This is a genomic window from Paenibacillus sp. NPDC056722 (assembly GCF_042790635.1).
GTDB classification, from domain to species: domain Bacteria; phylum Bacillota; class Bacilli; order Paenibacillales; family Paenibacillaceae; genus Paenibacillus_AQ; species Paenibacillus_AQ agri.
This window is the reverse complement of sequence record NZ_JBHTYV010000003.1, coordinates 30931-49820: the sequence shown is the minus strand read 5'-3', so window position 1 is coordinate 49820 and position 18890 is coordinate 30931. Positions and strand designations below refer to the sequence as shown.

The 18890-nt window shown below is 46.5% G+C and carries 17 protein-coding genes, 1 riboswitch and 1 other annotated feature; of the genes, 8 read left to right on the top strand and 9 right to left on the bottom strand.

The features are described 5' to 3' along the window. Positions 1-180: 180 nt before the first annotated feature. The 8 genes from ACFRAM_RS08785 to ACFRAM_RS08750 all read right to left on the bottom strand — a co-directional run bounded on the left by ACFRAM_RS08785 (position 181) and on the right by ACFRAM_RS08750 (position 10273). Positions 181-1173, bottom strand: coding sequence for a 3-oxoacyl-[acyl-carrier-protein] synthase III C-terminal domain-containing protein (locus ACFRAM_RS08785; RefSeq protein ID WP_379465576.1), 993 nt, complete (start codon positions 1171-1173; stop codon positions 181-183). Between the two features lie 81 nt (positions 1174-1254). Continuing rightward, positions 1255-1605: a hypothetical protein gene (locus ACFRAM_RS08780; RefSeq protein ID WP_379465575.1), complete on the bottom strand. Its 351-nt coding sequence runs from the start codon at positions 1603-1605 to the stop codon at positions 1255-1257. Positions 1606-1772: 167 nt separating this feature from the next. After that, a complete protein-coding gene (locus ACFRAM_RS08775) occupies positions 1773-2153 on the bottom strand; it encodes a carboxymuconolactone decarboxylase family protein (protein ID WP_066363379.1) in 381 nt (126 codons plus the stop codon). A 15-nt stretch (positions 2154-2168) separates the two neighbouring features. Beyond that, positions 2169-3806: a thiamine pyrophosphate-binding protein gene (locus ACFRAM_RS08770; protein ID WP_379465574.1), complete on the bottom strand. Its 1638-nt coding sequence runs from the start codon at positions 3804-3806 to the stop codon at positions 2169-2171. A gap of 185 nt (positions 3807-3991) precedes the next feature. After that, positions 3992-4085: riboswitch (cyclic di-GMP riboswitch) on the bottom strand. A 568-nt stretch (positions 4086-4653) separates the two neighbouring features. Beyond that, positions 4654-5904, bottom strand: a complete 1251-nt coding sequence (locus ACFRAM_RS08765) for a methyl-accepting chemotaxis protein (RefSeq protein ID WP_379465573.1) — start codon at positions 5902-5904, stop codon at positions 4654-4656. 88 nt (positions 5905-5992) lie between these two features. After that, the gene (locus ACFRAM_RS08760; protein ID WP_379465572.1) at positions 5993-6979 is read right to left on the bottom strand and encodes a helix-turn-helix transcriptional regulator; all 987 of its coding nucleotides are present in this window, start codon (positions 6977-6979) and stop codon (positions 5993-5995) included. A 194-nt stretch (positions 6980-7173) separates the two neighbouring features. Then, positions 7174-8766, bottom strand: coding sequence for a phosphoglycerate dehydrogenase (gene serA, locus ACFRAM_RS08755; protein WP_379465571.1), 1593 nt, complete (start codon positions 8764-8766; stop codon positions 7174-7176). Between the two features lie 256 nt (positions 8767-9022). After that, positions 9023-9248: a binding site (T-box leader), on the bottom strand. Positions 9249-9367: 119 nt separating this feature from the next. Next, complete coding sequence (locus tag ACFRAM_RS08750; RefSeq protein ID WP_379465570.1) at positions 9368-10273, bottom strand: hypothetical protein; 906 nt, start codon at positions 10271-10273, stop codon at positions 9368-9370. Between the two features lie 116 nt (positions 10274-10389). Between ACFRAM_RS08750 and ACFRAM_RS08745 the strand changes: the two genes are divergently transcribed. The 3 genes from ACFRAM_RS08745 (at position 10390) to ACFRAM_RS08735 (ending at position 12187) form a co-directional block, all read left to right on the top strand. Continuing rightward, a complete protein-coding gene (locus ACFRAM_RS08745) occupies positions 10390-10986 on the top strand; it encodes a CPBP family intramembrane glutamic endopeptidase (RefSeq protein WP_175373719.1) in 597 nt (198 codons plus the stop codon). Then, entirely contained in the window at positions 10983-11351 is a 369-nt protein-coding gene (locus tag ACFRAM_RS08740; RefSeq protein ID WP_379465569.1) for a hypothetical protein, read from the top strand. Before ACFRAM_RS08745 ends, ACFRAM_RS08740 begins: the two co-directional genes overlap by 4 nt. A 65-nt stretch (positions 11352-11416) precedes the next feature. Continuing rightward, entirely contained in the window at positions 11417-12187 is a 771-nt protein-coding gene (locus tag ACFRAM_RS08735; protein WP_379465930.1) for a metallophosphoesterase, read from the top strand. A 1059-nt stretch (positions 12188-13246) separates the two neighbouring features. On the opposite strand, the gene ACFRAM_RS08730 is transcribed toward ACFRAM_RS08735, so the two are convergent. After that, on the bottom strand, positions 13247-14155 hold the full coding sequence (locus ACFRAM_RS08730) for a polysaccharide deacetylase family protein (RefSeq protein ID WP_379465929.1): 909 nt from the start codon (positions 14153-14155) through the stop codon (positions 13247-13249). 94 nt (positions 14156-14249) lie between these two features. Here ACFRAM_RS08730 and ACFRAM_RS08725 point away from each other — a divergent pair, with 94 nt between their 5' ends. From ACFRAM_RS08725 to ACFRAM_RS08705, 5 genes are all read left to right on the top strand, one after another. Continuing rightward, the gene (locus tag ACFRAM_RS08725) at positions 14250-14630 is read left to right on the top strand and encodes a hypothetical protein (RefSeq protein WP_379465568.1); all 381 of its coding nucleotides are present in this window, start codon (positions 14250-14252) and stop codon (positions 14628-14630) included. Positions 14631-14858: 228 nt separating this feature from the next. Next, positions 14859-15473 (top strand): genetic competence negative regulator, encoded by a 615-nt coding sequence (locus ACFRAM_RS08720; RefSeq protein WP_175373715.1) that lies wholly within the window; start codon positions 14859-14861, stop codon positions 15471-15473. 132 nt (positions 15474-15605) lie between these two features. Further along, entirely contained in the window at positions 15606-16301 is a 696-nt protein-coding gene (prsW, locus tag ACFRAM_RS08715; protein ID WP_175373714.1) for a glutamic-type intramembrane protease PrsW, read from the top strand. Positions 16302-16685: 384 nt separating this feature from the next. Beyond that, positions 16686-18044, top strand: coding sequence for a germination protein YpeB (gene ypeB, locus ACFRAM_RS08710; RefSeq protein WP_379465567.1), 1359 nt, complete (start codon positions 16686-16688; stop codon positions 18042-18044). 163 nt (positions 18045-18207) lie between these two features. Then, positions 18208-18861, top strand: a complete 654-nt coding sequence (locus tag ACFRAM_RS08705; RefSeq protein ID WP_175373712.1) for a flagellar brake protein — start codon at positions 18208-18210, stop codon at positions 18859-18861. The last annotated feature ends 29 nt before the right edge of the window (positions 18862-18890 follow it).

Sequence of the window (18890 nt, the reverse complement as noted above, 5' to 3'; positions counted from 1 at the left end):
TGTACAGCCCCTTATCGTCTTCAGCAACACCTTTAACAGACAAATGAGTATAATCCTAAGACTCGGAGAGAAGTCTCCTAGAATCGGTTTTGCGTAGGCCTGCCGAATATAGAAAAAGAAGCACTCCTCAGCACTAAACTGCTGTTGGAATGCTTCTTTTGTACACTTATATAAGTAAGCTTAGTATTCGATCACAACTGCAATATTCTGCATGCCTCCACCGACAGTCCAGAATAATACTTTATCGCCGCGTTCGATTTGTCCGGTAGATACAGCCTTATGAAGAGCAATAAATGGACTGCTGGTCGAAGTATAACCAAATTCATCCCCGACATACACGGCTACGCTGCTATCAATTCCGACTTTCTCCGCAACACTGAGTATATTAGGAAGAGACAGCTGCGAGAAGCAGGCTGCTTTGATGGACTCCGGAGCGATGTCTGAATCGGCAAGTAATGTTTTGATCGATTCGACAGCCGCTTCTACACAAATGGAATCATCAAAGGGAGTGAATTCTACATTAAATTCGCCAGGAGCGACGCCCTTCGTTCCCAATTTGGCTAAACCTTCAGCAGGGAAGACAGAGTTGTACAACACACAAGTATCCGTCTGGTAGATAGAATCGATTAATCCAACTGCGTTCTCATCACGCTCCAGGATGACCGCTGCGGCAGCATCGCCGAATCCGGCATAGTATACCGGGTTATTGCGGTCGGCATGTGGAAGGATATGGTCGGAGCCAATTACCAGCGCACGGCGGATACGGGGGTTCGCCATCATCTGACGGCTGACCTGTTCAAAGGCTGCCGTCATCCCTGTGCAGTTTGCATTGCTGTCGATGCAGATGGTATGCGAAGCCGCATTAATCAAACGGTGCATGATCACCGAATTAGTCGGGATTATGTATTCCGGCGTTTGACTGGAGAAGGCGATAAGGTCGATATCTTCACCAGCAAGTCCCGCTTGCTCCAGCACATTGCTGGCCGCCTCAAATCCCATAGTCAGTGCATTCTCGTCCTCATTATCAATACTGTAGCGGGTTTCACGACCCAATGCCGCCAGAAGTCCACGAATCTCTATTCCTCTATCGTCAAAATGTTTGATGTAGAAATCATTACCGATTTTGTTACTCGGATGATAAATAGCGATGTCTCTGATGCGTATGCCGGCCATTGAATTGCCCCCTTATTAGTGATGAGCTGATGGATCGTTGCATGAGCAGGTAAGATACAGGCTGTAATATGAAGTTATGTCTTATGCAGTAACTGTAGAGATGATTTCCAGGTTATCCAGACCAGATTTGCGGCCCAGACGAGCCAATTGCATTTTAAGAATTGGGTTGTTCTCAAGGGTTAGGAGTACTTTGGCAAAGCCGTCCTTCTTGATCATGATGAAGCATCCTTCCAGCAGAGGTACGACATTAGGAGCGGTAACGTTAAGCTTTCTGCAATCAAAGTGTAGCTCATAGTCTGCTGGAGTGATCGGGTTAATGGTTTGCTGATAAGCTTGAATGGATTTGATGCCATCCTCTTCAGAGAACGTGCCATCCAATTCGACATTGATAATCTTTTTAACCGAATCTGTCTTCAAAATAAATTTACCCATTCCTTCATCGCTCCTATAAATTAGTTTTATCCAAAAACTTTGATTCCCTATTTTCGGCAATCGATAATATACTTATTTTTGGGATAATTTAACTATATTAATAGCATATGATTGATAGAATTACAATGAGAAAGTCGAAAAATGTAAATTTTTGAATTATACAGATGTTACTTCACTTCTTCTAAAACTTCGAGCAACACGTTAAAGGCACTGATTACTCGCGGAGCTCCTAGAGCAGGCACCAAATGAAGCAGAACACCTTTAAGCTGTTCCTCAGTGACACCTACACTTAGCGCCATAACATAATGAACGCCTAGTTGTTCGTATTGTCCCATCGCAATCAAGGCGGAGATCACGGCAACTTCTTTCCAGTCATCACCGATCGTGTTGCGCTGGAAAATGTCACCGTAGGCGGCGCCCATAATGTATTCAGCCAGATCTGGAAAATGGTCTTTAATAGGTGCCAAAGCTTTGGCACCATACTCCCCAGATAAGTTAGCAAAGTGGTTGAGACCACTATTGATATTTTTGTTCAAATTGTCGCTCATAAATTGGCCCCCTGATTAAAGATTCACTACACGGTGTGCAGTAGGTGGTACTTCGTCACGGTCTGTCAACAGTTCGATTACCGCGACCTTGTTCAAAGCTACCGCATCTGCGATCGCAGCGGAGAATTGATCCAAAGTTTCACAGCGATATCCGGTTGCTCCAAGCGATTCGCCGAACTTCACAGCGTCCATTGGGACTTCGAATAGGGTTCCGTCGATACGGCCTGTGGTCTTCTCCATGCCCTTAAGCGCCATATCCAGCTGCATGTTGTTTACAACGATAAAAATAACCGGGATATCCTTACATACTGCTGTATTAATCTCTGCACCCAGCATCATAAAGCATCCATCGCCAGTCACACAGAAGATCGTTTCATCCGGTGATGCAACCTTGGCGCCGATAGCCATGCCAATTGCATTACCCATGCAGGCAAAATAGGCATCGAATACAAAACTGCCCGGTTTTTTAACGTTATACCATTTAACGGCATTAAAGCCATGGCTTCCATCATCCACGAATAGAGTGTTGTTGTATGGAATAAAGTCACTCATCACGCTCATAACTGAAGCCAGGGACAGGCCTGGAAGCTCAGGCAGTTCTTCCCGATAGTTAAAGCTTGGAGTATTATGTTTGGTCACAGAATCTCTATCCAGGTGTTCAAGATAATACACAAGATTATCACGCAGATCCCCGGTGACCGGTATAGTTTTGGAGGTCAGAATCTTGCCTACAAACGTTGGGTCACTATCGAACTGAATTAATGTCTCTGGATGATTCTCGCGTTTTAGATTACAGATGGTCATATCGCTCAGACGGGAGCCCAGCACGATATACAAATCACTACGATTCAGCATGTCATCGCCATGTGTACATCCGCCGACACCGACAGGACCGTGATACAGCGGGTGATCCCAAGGAATAGCACCTTTGCCGCCAGGAGAAGTCACGACAGGGATGTTGAATGTTTCAGCCAGTTCGATCAGCTCTTTGTGAGCCCCGGAACGGTTAACACCTTTACCGGCAATAATCAGTGGGTTCTCAGCATTGTTAATAGCGTTGATTACACGGTCATAATTGGAGATGCTAACGAGCGTTTCACGCTCTGGATAAACTACCGGGAATTCTTCCAGAAGTTCAGTCTGAACGTCGAATGGCAAGCAAAGATGAACGGGACCACGGTTACCGCTCAGAGCAATTGAGATAGCATGATTGAAAATGGTGCTTAAGTTATCGCCACGTTCTACAAGCTTACTGAACAGGGTAGCGGGTTTAAACATATCGGCAAGATCAGCCAGATATGAGGAAGAATCCTGACATTGCGGAATACCTAGTTCTTTTATAGATTGATGCCCTGTAATAAATAACACCGGAATGTTATTCGCCTTGGCATGGGCCGCTGCAGTAAGCAGATTCGTTCCTCCGGGACCGGATGTCCCGAAAGCAACGCCTAGTCCGCCAGTCTTAAGGGCATAGCCTGCGGCTTCAAAGCCGGAACTGGATTCATGTCTTCCGGGAATAAACTCAATACCGTAATCCACCATCTTTAGAACTAAGGGGCAAATGGATTTACCAATGATACCAAATGAATGGGTTACTCCGAGGTTACGTAGTGCCTCCGCCATATAATCTGCGACTGTCTTCAAAAAAAACACCTCTCAAGTAAATGAATTGGGTTAAGTAAAAGATAAATATATTATCGTTCTGGTAATGCCAAATGTTTAGAACGATACAAACAGGTACAAAGAAACAACAAAACCTGTGCTCGATTAATGGAGCACAGGTTGGAAGCAAAAAACCGCCAATCAGACCGCGAAATTAAGTCGATCCTCCTGGTTTTCTCTGCAACCTGGCAGTCATGGCCCCCAAAAAAATGAGGCTGTAGATCCATGGCTTTGCGTCATTCCTTTTCAGGAATTTTGCCCATATAAATGTTATAACTAATTATAAGAATAATTTTCCTTTACATTATATTCCTAGCTCGTCTTTGTCAATATATTTTACACAAACGAACTCGGAATTTGACGAAAAATATGAAATAAAGTAGGAATTTAGTTTTAATTTAAAATGTATCCAAGGGTGCATTGCAAAATGGAATGCGGTTACAAAATAGGCCTGAAATATGCATATCATTCAGAGAAAAAGCAAGATTGTATTAAAGGGATTGGTGTAAAAATGCAAATTAGATGAAAACAGCTGAATGGACAAGATTAGATATTAATTGAAGAAATTAGTTGGAGTTAAATTTACGATGATGTATTTCATGAAAGGCAATGAATCCAAGTGCTCAATTTCTTTTGGACTGCACAGGAGGGAAGTGGGTTAAAAGTAGGGTGTTTGAAAGGGGAGAGGATAAATTTTATTTGTGGGTACGAACTTCTAGAAAGGTCTGAAAGTGATATAATGCAAACGTTTCATAAGTTACAAAACAGCCGTAAAAGTTTGAACTTATACGGCTGTTTTGTGTTAAAAGGAACAAAAATAAAAATTTTATGACAAGTTCTAAAATTTAAAAATATGAATCGTTTTTTGTAGCTGAAAGACGGCTGACGTCATTTTTTCAGACTCATCCGCAACGGATTGGAGGGCATTGATCTGCTCACTCATCGATGCAGAGACTTCCTCGGTGCTGGCTGCTGTCTGCTCGGTAATTGCTGAAATATTCTCAATCGCAGAGGAGATCTTCAGAGCACTGTCCAGCATCAGGTCGCTTTCCGAAGAGAAGGCGGCGATTTGCTCGGTAATGTACTGTACACTTTGGACAATTTGCCCGAAAATCTGTGCAGTTTGAATGATCATTTCATTCTGTACCTGAACGACTTCTTCATTGATGGTGATGTTCGCAATGGCTTCCTTAATGTCACTTTCAATGCTACGTACGAGGCCGAAGACCTCTTTGGTCGAGGCGGTTGATTCCTCTGCCAGTTTGCGTACTTCCTGAGCTACCACAGCAAATCCACGGCCATGTTCTCCGGCACGGGCAGCTTCGATGGAAGCGTTCAGAGATAACAGGTTGGTCTGTTCAGCAATTTCGGTGATGGTTTTCGTAATCATGGTGATACCGCGAGCATTATGGGAAAGGGCATCAATGGTATCGGCCACTTTTTGTGTAGCTTCGATATTCTTACGCATGCCTTCTGCCTGGGTATCCACCGATTGGCGACCTTGCTCCACCAATTCTAGCGTATGTATAGATTTCTTGTTCATTTCTTTGGTTGAATGTGCGTAATTGGAGACCTTAGTCTCAATATCTTTAATAGAATCAATCATACCGGCAATATCACTCGAAATTTCGTTGGCACCTTGAGCCAGCTCATTAGAAGAGGTCGCCACCTGGGACATGACGATCTTCAGATTCTGATTCTTGTCTTCGATGCCGCGGCTTGCATCCATAACCTGACGGGTGATCTGTGAGGCGTCGGTCAAAATGGTCTTCAATTTGTCGATCATCGTATTAAAGGAGCGGCTGATATCACCCATGGAGCCATTCTCGTCGGCTCTATGCGTAAAGTCTCCCTTAGAGATCGTATGCGTTACGTTGGAGATGTCATCGAACGACGATGTAAGCGTTCTCTCAACAAAGCGGGAAAGAGGGTAAGTCAGGGTTGCAAGCAGGACGACCAGAATGATGCCGATAACAATTTTGCCGAGAATAATAAAAGTAACCAAAACAGGGATGGAGAATAAAGCGGCAACGAGGTAGCATCCGGCGACAATTCTTTGCTTCAAAGGCAGCTTGTACATCCAGTCCATAGGAAATATGTCCCCCTTTAATGTTGTGTATTGTAATATTATAGGCGATTAAAGGGGGATAGGTCTATTGTAAGAACTGACATAAATGCTATTCGGGACAAATTTTGACTAAATTCTGTCCGATAGACTCATATAATGCGGTGGTATCTATCAGTGCTTGTCGTACTTGCTCCTGCAGTACTTGCGGTGAAAGGACCAGGACACTGGACCCATAAGACAAAAGTACCCGGCAGGCCCACTCCAGGGCGTTGAAATCGGCCTCAACCTCCAACCATCCGGCGAGGGAGGACGGGGTAGTGTTTTTTACAGTAAGATATCGCTCCCGCGCGAAGTCCTTCATTGTTTCTTCCCTTATCAACACGGTAGCTGGATAACTTGGCAAGGCAGATTTGAAAGCCTGGGTGGATTGCCGCCAATACTGGCCAAGATCGAAGTCTTCCGGACGCTTGAAAAAGTCATTCGTGAGCTCTGCATGTTGCAGTCTGGACACCCGGTAGGTCCGTAGCTCACCTCTGCTTTCTGCAACGACATACCAAACTCCGCGTTTGGTTACGAGCCCGAGGGGATGAATTAGTCGTTCGCTAGCTTCGTTATTGCGCAGGTATGTTATTTTGACAACACGATCATGCCAAAGGGCCGCCTGCAGTAGCGCCAAAAAAGGATATGACTCATCTGAGGGATGCCAGCTTGCCCCGTCGACATGAATCCGTTGAACCGAATCAAGCGTGGAACTGCTGGAATGCGGTGCTACTACGGCCTCCAACTTGCGGGCGGCAGAAGAGAAATCCCCTTCGATGCCAAGGTCGCTAAGAATCGTAGAGTCAGCAGATAGCAGGAGAGAGGCAATCTCTTTAGGCTTCATGCCTGTCAGGGAGGTGCGATAGCCCTCGGTAAGCATCCAGCCGCCTTCTCGTCCCCGCTCTGCCAGTACGGGAATGCCAGCTGTGCTGAGCGCCTCCATGTCCCGGAATATGGTCCGCTCAGAGACTTCAAGTGTTTGCGCCAGGTCACGGGAGGTCATTTTGCCGCGATTCTGCAGCAGCAGTAATATAGAAACGAGCCGGTCAGCTCTCATATCCGTTGTCCTCCTTGAGCGTTATAGTTCAAGTTTATCATATTAATATGTCAGTTGATGTCATGTATAAAATGGAATTTAAGCAAAATGAGATTCTGTGTTCCTGAGTAAAATACAATAAGCCACCCCCGCTAAAGAGCGGAGATGGCTTATTGTTGTATCTATGGATATCATTTAAGGCAGTAGCATGAAGCCTACAGCAGAACGATTTCCTCAGCAGTATTGATCTCTGGAAGTCCAGCCAGCTTCACGAGCACGTCTTGTGGAACGGCCTTGTCAACAGTGAGCAGCATGATTGCTGCACCGCCAACGATTTTGCGTCCAACCTGCATGGAGGCGATATTGACATTGTTCTCACCCAGCAGCGTTCCTACCAGACCGATAATACCCGGTTTGTCATTGTGCGAGATGACGAGTTGATGACCTTCCGGCGCAATATCAACCGGGAATTTATTCACTCGTACGATCCGCTCACCATAGCCTTGAAGCAGGGTGCCGGCTACGAGACGCTCTTCATCATGCTCAGCTTTCAAAGTCACGGTGATGAGGTTGGTGAAGCCTTTTGTTTTGGAAGCTTTGGTCACAACAACATTCACATCGCGAGTTTTGGCCAGATGCATGGAGTTGACAATATTAACATCCCCAGCAAAGTGACGGGAAAGCACACCTTTCACGATGTAGCGGGTCAGTGGCTGTGTATCCACATCCGAGAGGTCTCCGGCATATTCGACGTGAATTTCACGGATCGCTGCATCGGTGATTTGGGTCGCAAAGCTACCAAGTTTCTCACCAAGGTTAAAGTAAGGCTGCAGCTTGTTCATTACGCTTGGTGCTACCGGCGGAATGTTAACAGCATTAATGAACGGTTCGTTACGCAGGATATTGAGTACCTGCTCAGAAACGTCGATTGCAACGTTCTCTTGGGCTTCAACGGTCGAAGCACCCAGATGCGGCGTTACAATAATTTTCGGATGGGAGAGGAACGGGTGGTCAGCTTCAGGCGGTTCCTTCTCAAATACGTCAAAGGCGGCTCCAGCAACAATCCCGCTGTCAATTGCTTCTACCAGTGCAAGCTCGTCAATAACGCCGCCGCGGGCACAGTTAACAATGCGCATGCCTTTTTTCATTACTTCGAACTGCGGACGGGCAATCATATGACGTGTTTCTGGTGTCAGTGGAGTATGAACCGTCATGAAATCTGCATTTCGAACGATATCATCTACAGAAGCCAGCTTAACTTCGAGCTTCTCAGCACGATCAGCTGTCAGGAACGGGTCATATGCCAGAATGCTCATACCGAAGGCTTTGGCACGTTTGGCTACTTCGCTACCGATCCGGCCCATACCGAGTACGCCGAGTGTCTTACCACGCAGCTCAACGCCGAGGAAAGACTTTCTATCCCAAGTGCCGCCAATAGTCTTGGCATACGCTTGTGGAATGTGACGGGCAAGAGCCATCATCATGGCAAAAGCATGCTCACAAGTAGTAATTGTGTTACCATCCGGAGCGTTAATAACAACTACCCCGCGCTGGGTAGCAGCATCCAGCTTAATGTTGTCAACGCCCACGCCAGCGCGGCCAATGACCTTTAGCTTACTTCCGGCTTCAATAATTTTTTCAGTAACCGTTGTTTGGCTGCGCACGAGCAGGCCGTCGTAATCCCCAATAATCGCAATGAGTTCGTCTTCGCTAAGTCCTGTTTTCTTGTCAACCGTTACATCATTTGCATCCATCAACTGCTGAATCCCCAAATCACTGATCGGATCCGATACTAATACTTTAAACATGGTTTCTCTTCCTCCTTATGATTAGAAAGCTTTTTATGTTGAGGATGCCCCCGAAAGGGCGGTCCACAGTACCCGTAGTATCTTGTTTTATTACAGTCATGAAGAAGAACGCTACAAAAATAACGAAGCAACGCGGTGTCGCATCAAAGAAATTGGATACAACTATCCCGCGAAAATAAGACAATAGCCCATGTGAGAGAAGGATATTGGGATGCTGGAGATACAAAAAAACTCTCAACCCCATACTACTGCCGTAGTAAGGGACGAGAGTTGTCGTGGTACCACCCTAATTCACTGCCTCTTGTCAGAAGCAGCCTCAATGGCCTGCATAGGCCACACTGGTAACGGAGTGATCCGATTGCATCTACTTAAAGTTCGATACAATATCTCAGGAGCGCTAAAGAGTTCTGTTCGTCACCGGTTTGCACCAACCACCGGCTCTCTGTAGACTAGCATCGTCTTTGTTCCATCATCGCTTTTGCTTGATTAATTTTTCATAATGTAACATGGCTATGCCAAATGTGTCAATAGGCTTTTGCAGGATGAGTCTTACGTCTGCTTGAAGTGAGCCTCATTTTTCGTTATGATGCAGTAACTGGTCTTATTCATAAAAGAACGGGAGCTGGGGAATCGTTTCCTTAGGATAATATTGTTCCCGCCATTTGATGAAATCCTGTTCCTGAACAGCACCTGTGGAAATCAGCAGCGTCAGAGACGACTGAACGTCTGCGAGCTTGAGTGAGCTTGCGGTGCCGGAGTAAATCATATCGTCCACTTTTGCTGTGATGTCCTGGGGATCATACCCCGCAAATATCCCCCGGTTCAGCAGCATATCTGCGATTGTCGCATTCTTGAGTAGTAATGGCATCTTCTTCCATTGGACAAAGCTCAGCGTTTTGATCTCCTTGGTAGTAGCGGGTATCTTATTGTTGGCTCTGGCTCCCCACTTCAGCATGGAATCGTAGAATTGTTTTTGTGACTGCAGGCCAAATTTAACTGCGCTGACTGTAAAAGGATCACTTTTTAGCAGCTTGGCAGTTTCCGTTCCCCCTGCACTGGCGGATACCTTGCCGGAGGCCTGTGAGAAGAGAGTCAGACTTTTCAGGATATTCAGTTGGGACTGCTGAAGCAGCGGTGAGTTGGTGAAAATAGAGTCCTGGGTAACCTTTTTGTACTGTTTGTCGGCGAGGATACCCAGGTTCTTGAGTGTGGCGGCGTTTTCACGGGCATCCGTACTTCGAGCGAGCTTGTCGACTTCGCTATTCCAGCTTCGCTTGAATTCCCGATAAGGCAAAAATACGTTATGATAGAAGGTAACAAGATCCTGCTGCTGGTATGATCCAGAAGTTTCCTCTGGGCTCTTGGCCTCCTGGAGGTGTTCGTATTTTGCTTCAGTTTTATCTGCGCCAACCTTCACTCCCGTAAAAAAAGCGGCGAATGCGGAAATCAGAAAGAAAAGAAATCCAAGAGTGTACAGCATTTGGGTTCGGGAGGTTAGATTTTTCATAATTAAGTGCTCCTTTTTCTGGGAAAATAATCGTTATGTATTTTGCAGTAATCGCTAAGGACGGACTCTACTTTGGGAGCTGCCCGGAAAAATCATTATAGAACAGGCAGGTTAAGATGAGAAAAAAATTTAAGATTGGTGATATCAAAGTAAAAAGGGTAGAACCGCAGCAGCTTACAGACCGTCTTCTTTTGCTTAATCTCTACATTACACAAGGGCTTACGTTATTTATCGGTTTGATCTGGATTTTATTACAGAAAAGAAATCCGCTTCAAGTCATAAATCTGCCCGAAAGCACACAATTTCTGTACTGGGGCCTTGGTTTGGCTGGGTTAATGCTAATTGTTGACTTTTTAATGACATATATTGTGCCCGAGGAAACGATGGATGACGGGGGCATCAATGATATGCTATTCCGCGCCCGGCCCATCTGGCATATCGTGCTGATCGCGGCCATGGTGGCAGTATGCGAGGAAGTGCTGTTCCGGGGAGCGATTCAACATGCATTTGGTCCATATTGGACTAGTATTCTGTTCGCTCTGATTCATGTACGTTATCTGCGACACTGGATACCTACGGGCTGGGTGTTCTTGAGCAGCTATGGACTAGGTTATATTTATATCCATACAGGAAGTCTCTGGGCGCCTATTTTATGTCATTTCGTGATCGACCTCTTCTCCGGTTTGGTCATCCGCTACAGGAGGGAGTCATGAGCGAGCAATTAAGCCGGGTTCAATCCCGGCAGAAGAAAAGTCGGAAGCAGACTTCTGTCAAAGCCAAACCGTCGACTGGGACAAATAGCCATCCTGCTGTAGATGAGCCGGTTCGTCCTAGCACGCTAAAGCCACCAGCTACGCTTTCTCGTAAGGGTCGTCGCCAGTCTGGCGCGGCTACGCCTCCCGATAAAGGGAACGCTGGTGAAGAGTCAACCCCGTCCCGCACCGAAACTTATTCCTCTGATCGTGTCCGCCTCAGTAAAATGTTCGTCAATTCCTTGATTTTTCTATTCGTTTTGCTGCTAGCGTTTCTTTTGACATGGGGAATTAAGGGTGCTCCGCCATTGGGTGATCTATGGTAATTTTGCCCATCTTCATTATTATTGGATCCCTTTTGCTCTTAGCAGGGGGCACATTTGTGCTGCTGATGGTGAGGAATGCATTTAAGAATCGAATTATTGCCGAGGAAATATTTTTGGAGACGCTGCCCGCATCTTTTGACGGCTATCGGATTCTGTTCATAACCGATATTCACAGGCGGAGGCTCCCTTCGGATATGCTGAAGGCACTAAAAGGCAAAGTGGATGCTGTTTTTGCGGGCGGCGACCTGACCGAAAAGAATAGTCCGCTAGATCGTCTGGCTGAAAATATGGAACTGTTGGTATCCATCGCACCTACTTATGCAGTTCATGGCAATCATGACTATAAGGCGGACATAGAACTTGTAGATGAGATTATCCGAAACAGCGGTGTAAGGCTCCTGCTCGATGAGAATGTTCTTATTGAACGTAAGGGAGGAGCATTCTGGCTGACTGGAGTGGATTTCCCCAAGCGAGGCGGGAAGACAGCGTATGCCCCACTGCCGGCATTGTCCGGTTCAGATCCTGACGTCTGCAGAATCTTTCTGGTGCATGATCCGATGTGGCTGTCACAAAGGCGTACAGTTCCAGGTGAATTGGTGCTGTCGGGGCATACCCATGGCGGTCAGGTGATTCTGCCACTTATCGGCAGCAAGCGTGTGGAAAGCTTTTACGATCACTACAAGGCTGGGATGTATCCGTGGCCCCGCAACGATGGTTCAGGAGCAACTGCACAGGTGCTGATCAGCCGTGGCTTCGGTACGGCGCATTTGCCAATTCGTTGGGGCAGTCCTGCCGAAATGCATGTACTCACGTTACGTTGTAAGGAACCTGTGTAACATATGAAAAAGGGACTGTCCCAAAACAAGTGAATTCCTTGATGAGAAGTCCATCTACTTAAAAATAAAGCGAAAAAACATGGCGGTGCTCAGGAAGATTCCTGAACCCGCCATGTTCTATTTGTGGCCGACGACCACATTCTGGAGCAAGGATGGGCAAGCGCAAGTCAAAGCGCAAACCCAAACCCAAACCCAAACCCAAACCCAAACCCAAACCCAAACCCAAACCCATTTGGCCTTGAGGGGTGCCGGTCTTGTACAGTAAAAGTGGATGTCATGAGGTGCTTGAACAACTGGAAATACTCCCGTTATTGATTCGAAAAAGGGAGTGATTCCAAAAATAACGGAAAAAACTCCCGTTAATCTCTAAGGTTCTGCTCTAATTTCTTATAACAGAGGGGATTAACTGGATAATTTCCCGTTAATTCGAATAGAACCTTAGAAAAGGGGAGAAATAACGGTACTTTTTCCTGTTAAGCGAAGCCCAAGCTTAGAACAAGCTCAGTGCCAATCTCAAAGCAACTATCAGAACAATGCCTAGAGCCCAAAGCCCAACTCAGAGCAAAACTCAGAGTAAAACCCCAAACCCCAAACCCCAAACCCCAAACCCCAAACCCAAATCCCAGTGCCCAACTCAGCGCCTAGCTCCTAAGGTAGGGTGTGTAAGGACTTACATCGGTCTCTGACCAGTCCACCATTCTGAACGACATGCGCAACGACGGTGGTTTAAGGTCCCGATATGCTTATAGTTACTGACCTTCATTAACAATTCCTGACCTTCAGATTCTGCGTTCGAGCAGGAGCCTGATCTACCGTATCCATTATTTGAGCCAACATGAAAAAGCTCCCCTATTCGCAGCAGAGTTTATCATTATCTCTGTCTACCAAGAGGGGAGCTTCTTCGTTTAGAATCAACGCTGCTCAATGGGGCGTTGATTTTGAACTGTCTATTTTTGAACTTTCTACCTCTGTCCTGCCTACTTGAAGGGGGCTTATTTACTTTTGAGACAACCCCTTAATTTTCACAATATCAGTAAGCGGTCAAATCGTCTTCCATTCTCAGCGCATCTTCAGTTCAATGCTGCGGGGATCCACGAAGCTATAGCCTTTCTCCTCTAGAGTCGTTAGGAGCTTATCCAGCGCTTCAGTTGTCCATGGCAGCTCATGCATCAGAATGTTGCTTCCGGAGTGAAGCTGGTCCGTTACGTTTCCTATCAGTTTCTCGGTCTTGTTGCTGTCTTTCTCCTTCATTTCCCAGTCCAGAGAGCCTACGGACCAGGTCATGTAGAGCATGCCATTCTCCGCAGCAACCTTCTTGCCAACATCGCCACCCGCCCCATAGGGAGGCCGGAAGAAATGCGGTGTCTCACCTGTAATGTCTTTAACAGCTGTTTGAACATCTTCAATCTGCTTCTTCACGGTGTCATAAGGCTTATTCTTTAATTCGATATGATCCCAGCTGTGATTGCCGAGAATGCCGCCACGTTCGTGAATAAGCTTCAATAGCTCGGGGTGCTCCTTAATCCGGTATCCGTTCATGAAGAAAATGGCCTTGGCATGGTGCTTGTCCAAGGTATCTATAATCGAATTGATCATTTTAGCTTCCTTGGGTCCGTCATCGAAGGTGAGGAGGACTACTTTCTTGGGCGTGCCTTCCTCATTCGGGACGATATCATAATTTTTGTTCATATGGTACAGAAGCGGAACTTCAGCCGCCTGTTCATTGCCGCCAGTACTGCTCTCCGCGTCATGATTTATCTGTGGGGAAGGACTTGCCAGATTCCCTTCAGAGTTCCCGGTGTTAGTTGCAGAATTATTTGTTCCCGCCGGTACTGTGGATGCTTCCTGCGACGGAGCTGCTGTAGGTGAATTCCCTGTGTTGTTCACTGCTTCAGAAGAGCCCCCATTATTGCTGCATGATGCCAGCAGAAAGGCGGAGAGCAGCAGCGCTATTGTTGCTTTACCCACTTTTTTCAACTCGCTTTCCTGTTATTAGACTGTATGAGCCGGATTCTTTCCGCGAACACTAGACATGATTTTACCATACAAGGAGGTTGAGGATATGAATACTTCGTCATTTTTATGCGGAGTTTTGCTGGGTGCCGCGGCCAGTATGATCATCTCGAAAAAACGCAGCGTGCTCATGTCTTCGCTAGGACAATCAGGGGCGAACGGGCACGGCGCCGGTGATCGGGCCAAAGAAAAATTATTCGGCATGGCTATGACTGGATTTGGAAATACCTCGGCATCTGGAGACCAAGACCAAGGCCATGAGCCGGATAGCAAATCGGGCAAGGGTGAGCATAAAAAGTCCGAATCCCCGGTCCAGTCGAAGGAATCCAATCTGAAAATGCTGAAGGAATTTATCAGCAGCAACCCTGATGTGAAGCATGAAGTCGAAAAGATTCTGAAAGATACGCACTCTGCCATACCGGGTTTGTAACCGCAAAAGGCTCTTGCAGAATCATTTTGAGGATGCACATATCCGCAAAATGATTCTTTTTTATTCGTCATGGAATATAGCTTGGAAATGGGGTGCGGATTTTATATTTATTTACGTGCATTTATGGCGCCAAAATGATAACATACATACATAGTAACCATTTTTGGCTCATTACTCGGGACTCATCATACATTATAATAAATTGAGCTTGCAAAGGAGGATCCTGTCATGAGAATAGAGAGATTAGGTCAAGATAAGATACGGATTTTCCTCACTTTTGACGACCTGAGCGAGCGGGGCATCCAGAAGGAAGATATGTGGCAGGAAGTTCCCAAGGTGCACGACCTGTTTACGGAGATGATGGATCAGGCGTACAGCGAACTTGGCTTTGACGCTACAGGTCCGCTGGCCGTGGAAGTGTTCGCTTTGCCCGCACAAGGCATGGTCGTTATTGTGACCCGGGGAAAATATGATCACCATCAGTACGGTGCGTCCGGGGAGGATGAATTGCCCGAAGAGATTTACGAAATGGAAGTTACTCTTGAACAAAGCGACTCCATTGTATATGCATTCCGCGATTTTGAGGTTCTGATTGAAGCGGCCCATGTACTCATCGGCAACATTACTTCCGGGGGAAAACTGTATTCTTATAATGATAAATGGTATCTCTACTTCGATCCGAAGGAATACGAAGAATCTGTTTTATCTGGTCTAGTGGCCGTGCTGTCTGAATTTGGTGATTCGTCATCGATTACAGACGCTGTACTGGCTGAATACGGTAAGACTGTTATGGCGGAGAATGCAGTGGAAGTGCTCTGCACGCACTTTAAACGGCAGGAATAATCAGAGAGAGACAGGGCTGAAGCTTGCTTGTCAGCCCTGTTTTGCTTTATGGAACAGGTAGCTTTTTAGTTGAAAATTGGATTAACAGAGCTGGGCATGTGCCCGGTTCTTAACATGCAGGGAGGTTGTTCGGTGCTTATCTTATCGATTATTTCGTCGGCAGTGGCGCCAGGACTAGCTCTGCTAACTTTTTTCTATCTGAAAGACAAGTATGATCAGGAACCATTGCACATGGTTATCAAAGTGTTTCTTCTTGGTTTTCTGATCGTTTTTCCGGTAATGATTATTCAAAGAGGACTTATGCTGGGCTGGGGCGACGGTCCGTATGTGGAATCTTTCCTCATATCGGCCGGCGTGGAAGAATGCCTGAAGTGGTTTGTGCTGTACCATATGATTTACAACCATACCGAATTTGACGAGCCATATGATGGAATACTATATGCCGTAGCGATCTCGCTCGGCTTTGCAACAATAGAAAATGTAATGTACGCCTGGTACAGCCATGCCTCCATCGGCTCCATGTTTCTGCGCGCCCTGCTTCCTGTCTCCGGACACGCCATGTTCGGTGTAATTATGGGATATCACATGGGCAGGGCCAAGTTCTCAAAAGGGGCCAGAACGCGGTGGATTCTGGCCATTTCACTGGTTCTCCCATGGATCTGGCATGGGATCTACGATTTTATTTTGAACACAACAGCAAACTACTGGATTTGGTTTATCGTTCCTCTAATGGCCTTCCTGTGGTATGGGGGAATGGGCAAGGTTGCCCGGGCTAACAATCGATCCCCATTCCGGGTTCTGAAGCGAGAAGAAGAGATTAACATGTAGCAAATTTGGGCACACTTACTCTAAAAGCAATTCCTCAGCAAGGAATTCCACAGAGTAGCGAGGTGTCTTTTTTTGCGGGTAAAGGTTCGAATCATTTGCAAAAACTGCGGGGAGACCTATATTTTAAGAGGGGTCAAAGAGCAGGGTGTCATTCAAACCGGCTTCAGGCAATGCCTGTGCAGCAACAGCAGTGGCTTTCATATTGAAGAGAGAATTTAAACGGCAGGAGACTGTTATGATAGAACTATCTTTGCTGCGCCGGGTCCCCACATTATGCGGGGATTTTTTTGTGTGAACGGTAAAGCTGGTTCTTTTTATGCATAAGACTTCTCGGTTATTGTCAAACTAACGGCAATTAGCTATCGAAAGGAGTCTTGCAGCCATATGTACAAAAGATTAAGTGCTGTAATGTTCCCCTTGACCGCGCTGCTGTTGCTTGGAGCGCTTGTGTGGGGATACCAGGAGAATCAGGAGAAGAACTCAATTTTGCTTAAGGCAGAGAACCAGTATCAGCGGGCCTTTCACGACCTTTCTTATCATGTGGAACGCTTGCACGGTGAGCTGGGAAATACGCTTGCGGTCAACTCTGCATCCAGCGGGACGCACCGTAAAGGTCTTGTTAACGTATGGCGTCTGACCAGCGAGGCGCAGAATGAAATCAACCAACTGCCGCTGACCTTACTGCCTTTCAGCAAGACGGAGGAGTTCCTCTCCAAAATCTCTAACTTCTCTTATAAAGCCGCCGTGCGGGATTTTACCAAAAAACCTCTTACTGATGGTGAACTTCAAAACTTGAAGACACTCTACACCAACTCGGGTGAAATCTCGAAGAACTTGCAGGACGTACAGAATAAGGTTATCAGCAACCGCTTGCGCTGGATGGATGTGGAGACAGCCCTGGCGACAGAGAACAAATCGGAGGACAACACGATTATCGACGGGTTCAAGACCGTGGACAAGCGGGTTGGCGAATACCCGGAGCTGGATTGGGGTCCTTCCGTCGCAAGTATTTATGAGAAACGCTCTGTCAAGAAACTGGGTGGTGCTCCCGTAACCCCTGAACAGATTCGAAGTATGGCGATCAAATTCGCCGATGCCGGGTCTAATGCCAAAGTGGATGTTCGAGAGAATGGGAAGGGTACGGAGTGGGAGTCTTATACTGCCACGGTTACCGGCTCAAATCAAAAACAGCTCATCAGTATGGATTTCACCAAAAATGGCGGTCTGCTGATCTCTTACCACAATAACCGCGAGGTAGGGCCTGCTAAGGTCTCCATGAAAGAAGCGGTGATCAAAGCAGAACAGTTCCTGAATAAGAAGGGCTTTCCTCATATGACAGCTGTAAGTGCCGATCAGTACGATAACATGGGGAACCTGACATATGTTACGAAGCAGGGTGACGTCCTGATTTATCCGGAGAAAATAACCGTCCGTGTCGGACTCGACACAGGGGAAGCAACCGGGTTTGAAGCCAGTGACTATGTGAATCAACATAAAGAAAAACGGGAGATTCCGAAGCCGAAGCTTTCTTTGGCAGAAGCAAGGAAATTGCTGAATAAAGATTTTAAGGAAAGCTATAACCGCTTAGCCTGGATTAAGAACGATGATTCCACAGAAGTGCTGACTTATGAGTTCGGCGGAGCGATTAATGGCTCCAAATACCGTATCTATCTGAATGCAGAGGATGGTACCGAAGAATCGGTTGAACAGATCAGAACCTCCTCTGGGGCTCAGAAAAAATAACGGATGACCTTCCGGAAAAGAGAGCCAATCAAGCAGGGCGCACCCTTAAAGGGCTGCCGCCCTTTTTTCTTGCCATCACGAATATATTTCTCACCCGGGCTGCAAAAGGCCATGCTATAATCAGAATTAGAATATCTTACTAATTCATGTGGCGGTGACACCTTTGTATCCCAAAATCAACGACAATCTATACATTCAAGTCGCTTCCAGTGATGCTGTCGAAGCAGAAGTTGAATATAGATCGAGAATCGCAGAGACGGAAGATGAAGCTTTTTTGATTGAAATCCCGATGCAAGAGGGCAGCGGGAGGCTGAAGAAATTGACGGTTGGGGACGAGCTTTCGGTCTACTTTATGACTGAGGGCGGCATTAAAAATTACTTTTACACCCACGTTGTAGGTTTCAAGGAGGATGTAATCCGGATGGTTCGGGTGCGCAAGCCTGCACCAGAATCCATTTTCAAGATCCAGCGGCGGAGCTTTTTACGGGTAAGCGCAGAATTGGAGCTAGCTGTGAAGAGCAGCAATGGCAACCGTTTTCTCGTACGGACGGAGGATGTCGGCGGAGGAGGAACTTCCTTTCTGACCGATGCCAAGGTAAAGCTCGATGTAGAGGACAAACTTTCTTGCTGGTTATTAGTTCCTTACCGCAACGGTACATCAGAACATGTGAATTTTGAGGGCGAGGTGGTGCGGATCAAAACGCTGGAGAACGGGCGTAGTCTGGCGATGCTGAAGTTTGCTGCGATTTCCGATACCGAACGCCAGAAAATAATCCGCTACTGCTTTGAGCGTCAGTTCGATTTCCGCAACAGATAGGGCTTTTTTCTGGTGTGATACGACCTGTG

Bases quoted from the DNA above. Each gene is read 5' to 3' on its own strand.
- ACFRAM_RS08785 (WP_379465576.1), bottom strand. From the start codon at position 1,173: ATGGCCGGCATACGCATCAGAGACATCGCTATTTATCATCCGAGTAAC.
- ACFRAM_RS08780 (WP_379465575.1), bottom strand. From the start codon at position 1,605: ATGGGTAAATTTATTTTGAAGACAGATTCGGTTAAAAAGATTATCAAT.
- ACFRAM_RS08775 (WP_066363379.1), bottom strand. From the start codon at position 2,153: ATGAGCGACAATTTGAACAAAAATATCAATAGTGGTCTCAACCACTTT.
- ACFRAM_RS08765 (WP_379465573.1), bottom strand. From the start codon at position 5,904: ATGGACTGGATGTACAAGCTGCCTTTGAAGCAAAGAATTGTCGCCGGA.
- ACFRAM_RS08760 (WP_379465572.1), bottom strand. From the start codon at position 6,979: ATGAGAGCTGACCGGCTCGTTTCTATATTACTGCTGCTGCAGAATCGC.
- serA (WP_379465571.1), bottom strand. From the start codon at position 8,766: ATGTTTAAAGTATTAGTATCGGATCCGATCAGTGATTTGGGGATTCAG.
- ACFRAM_RS08750 (WP_379465570.1), bottom strand. From the start codon at position 10,273: ATGAAAAATCTAACCTCCCGAACCCAAATGCTGTACACTCTTGGATTT.
- ACFRAM_RS08745 (WP_175373719.1), top strand. From the start codon at position 10,390: ATGAGAAAAAAATTTAAGATTGGTGATATCAAAGTAAAAAGGGTAGAA.
- ACFRAM_RS08740 (WP_379465569.1), top strand. From the start codon at position 10,983: ATGAGCGAGCAATTAAGCCGGGTTCAATCCCGGCAGAAGAAAAGTCGG.
- ACFRAM_RS08735 (WP_379465930.1), top strand. From the start codon at position 11,417: ATGGTGAGGAATGCATTTAAGAATCGAATTATTGCCGAGGAAATATTT.
- ACFRAM_RS08725 (WP_379465568.1), top strand. From the start codon at position 14,250: ATGAATACTTCGTCATTTTTATGCGGAGTTTTGCTGGGTGCCGCGGCC.
- ACFRAM_RS08720 (WP_175373715.1), top strand. From the start codon at position 14,859: ATGAGAATAGAGAGATTAGGTCAAGATAAGATACGGATTTTCCTCACT.
- ypeB (WP_379465567.1), top strand. From the start codon at position 16,686: ATGTACAAAAGATTAAGTGCTGTAATGTTCCCCTTGACCGCGCTGCTG.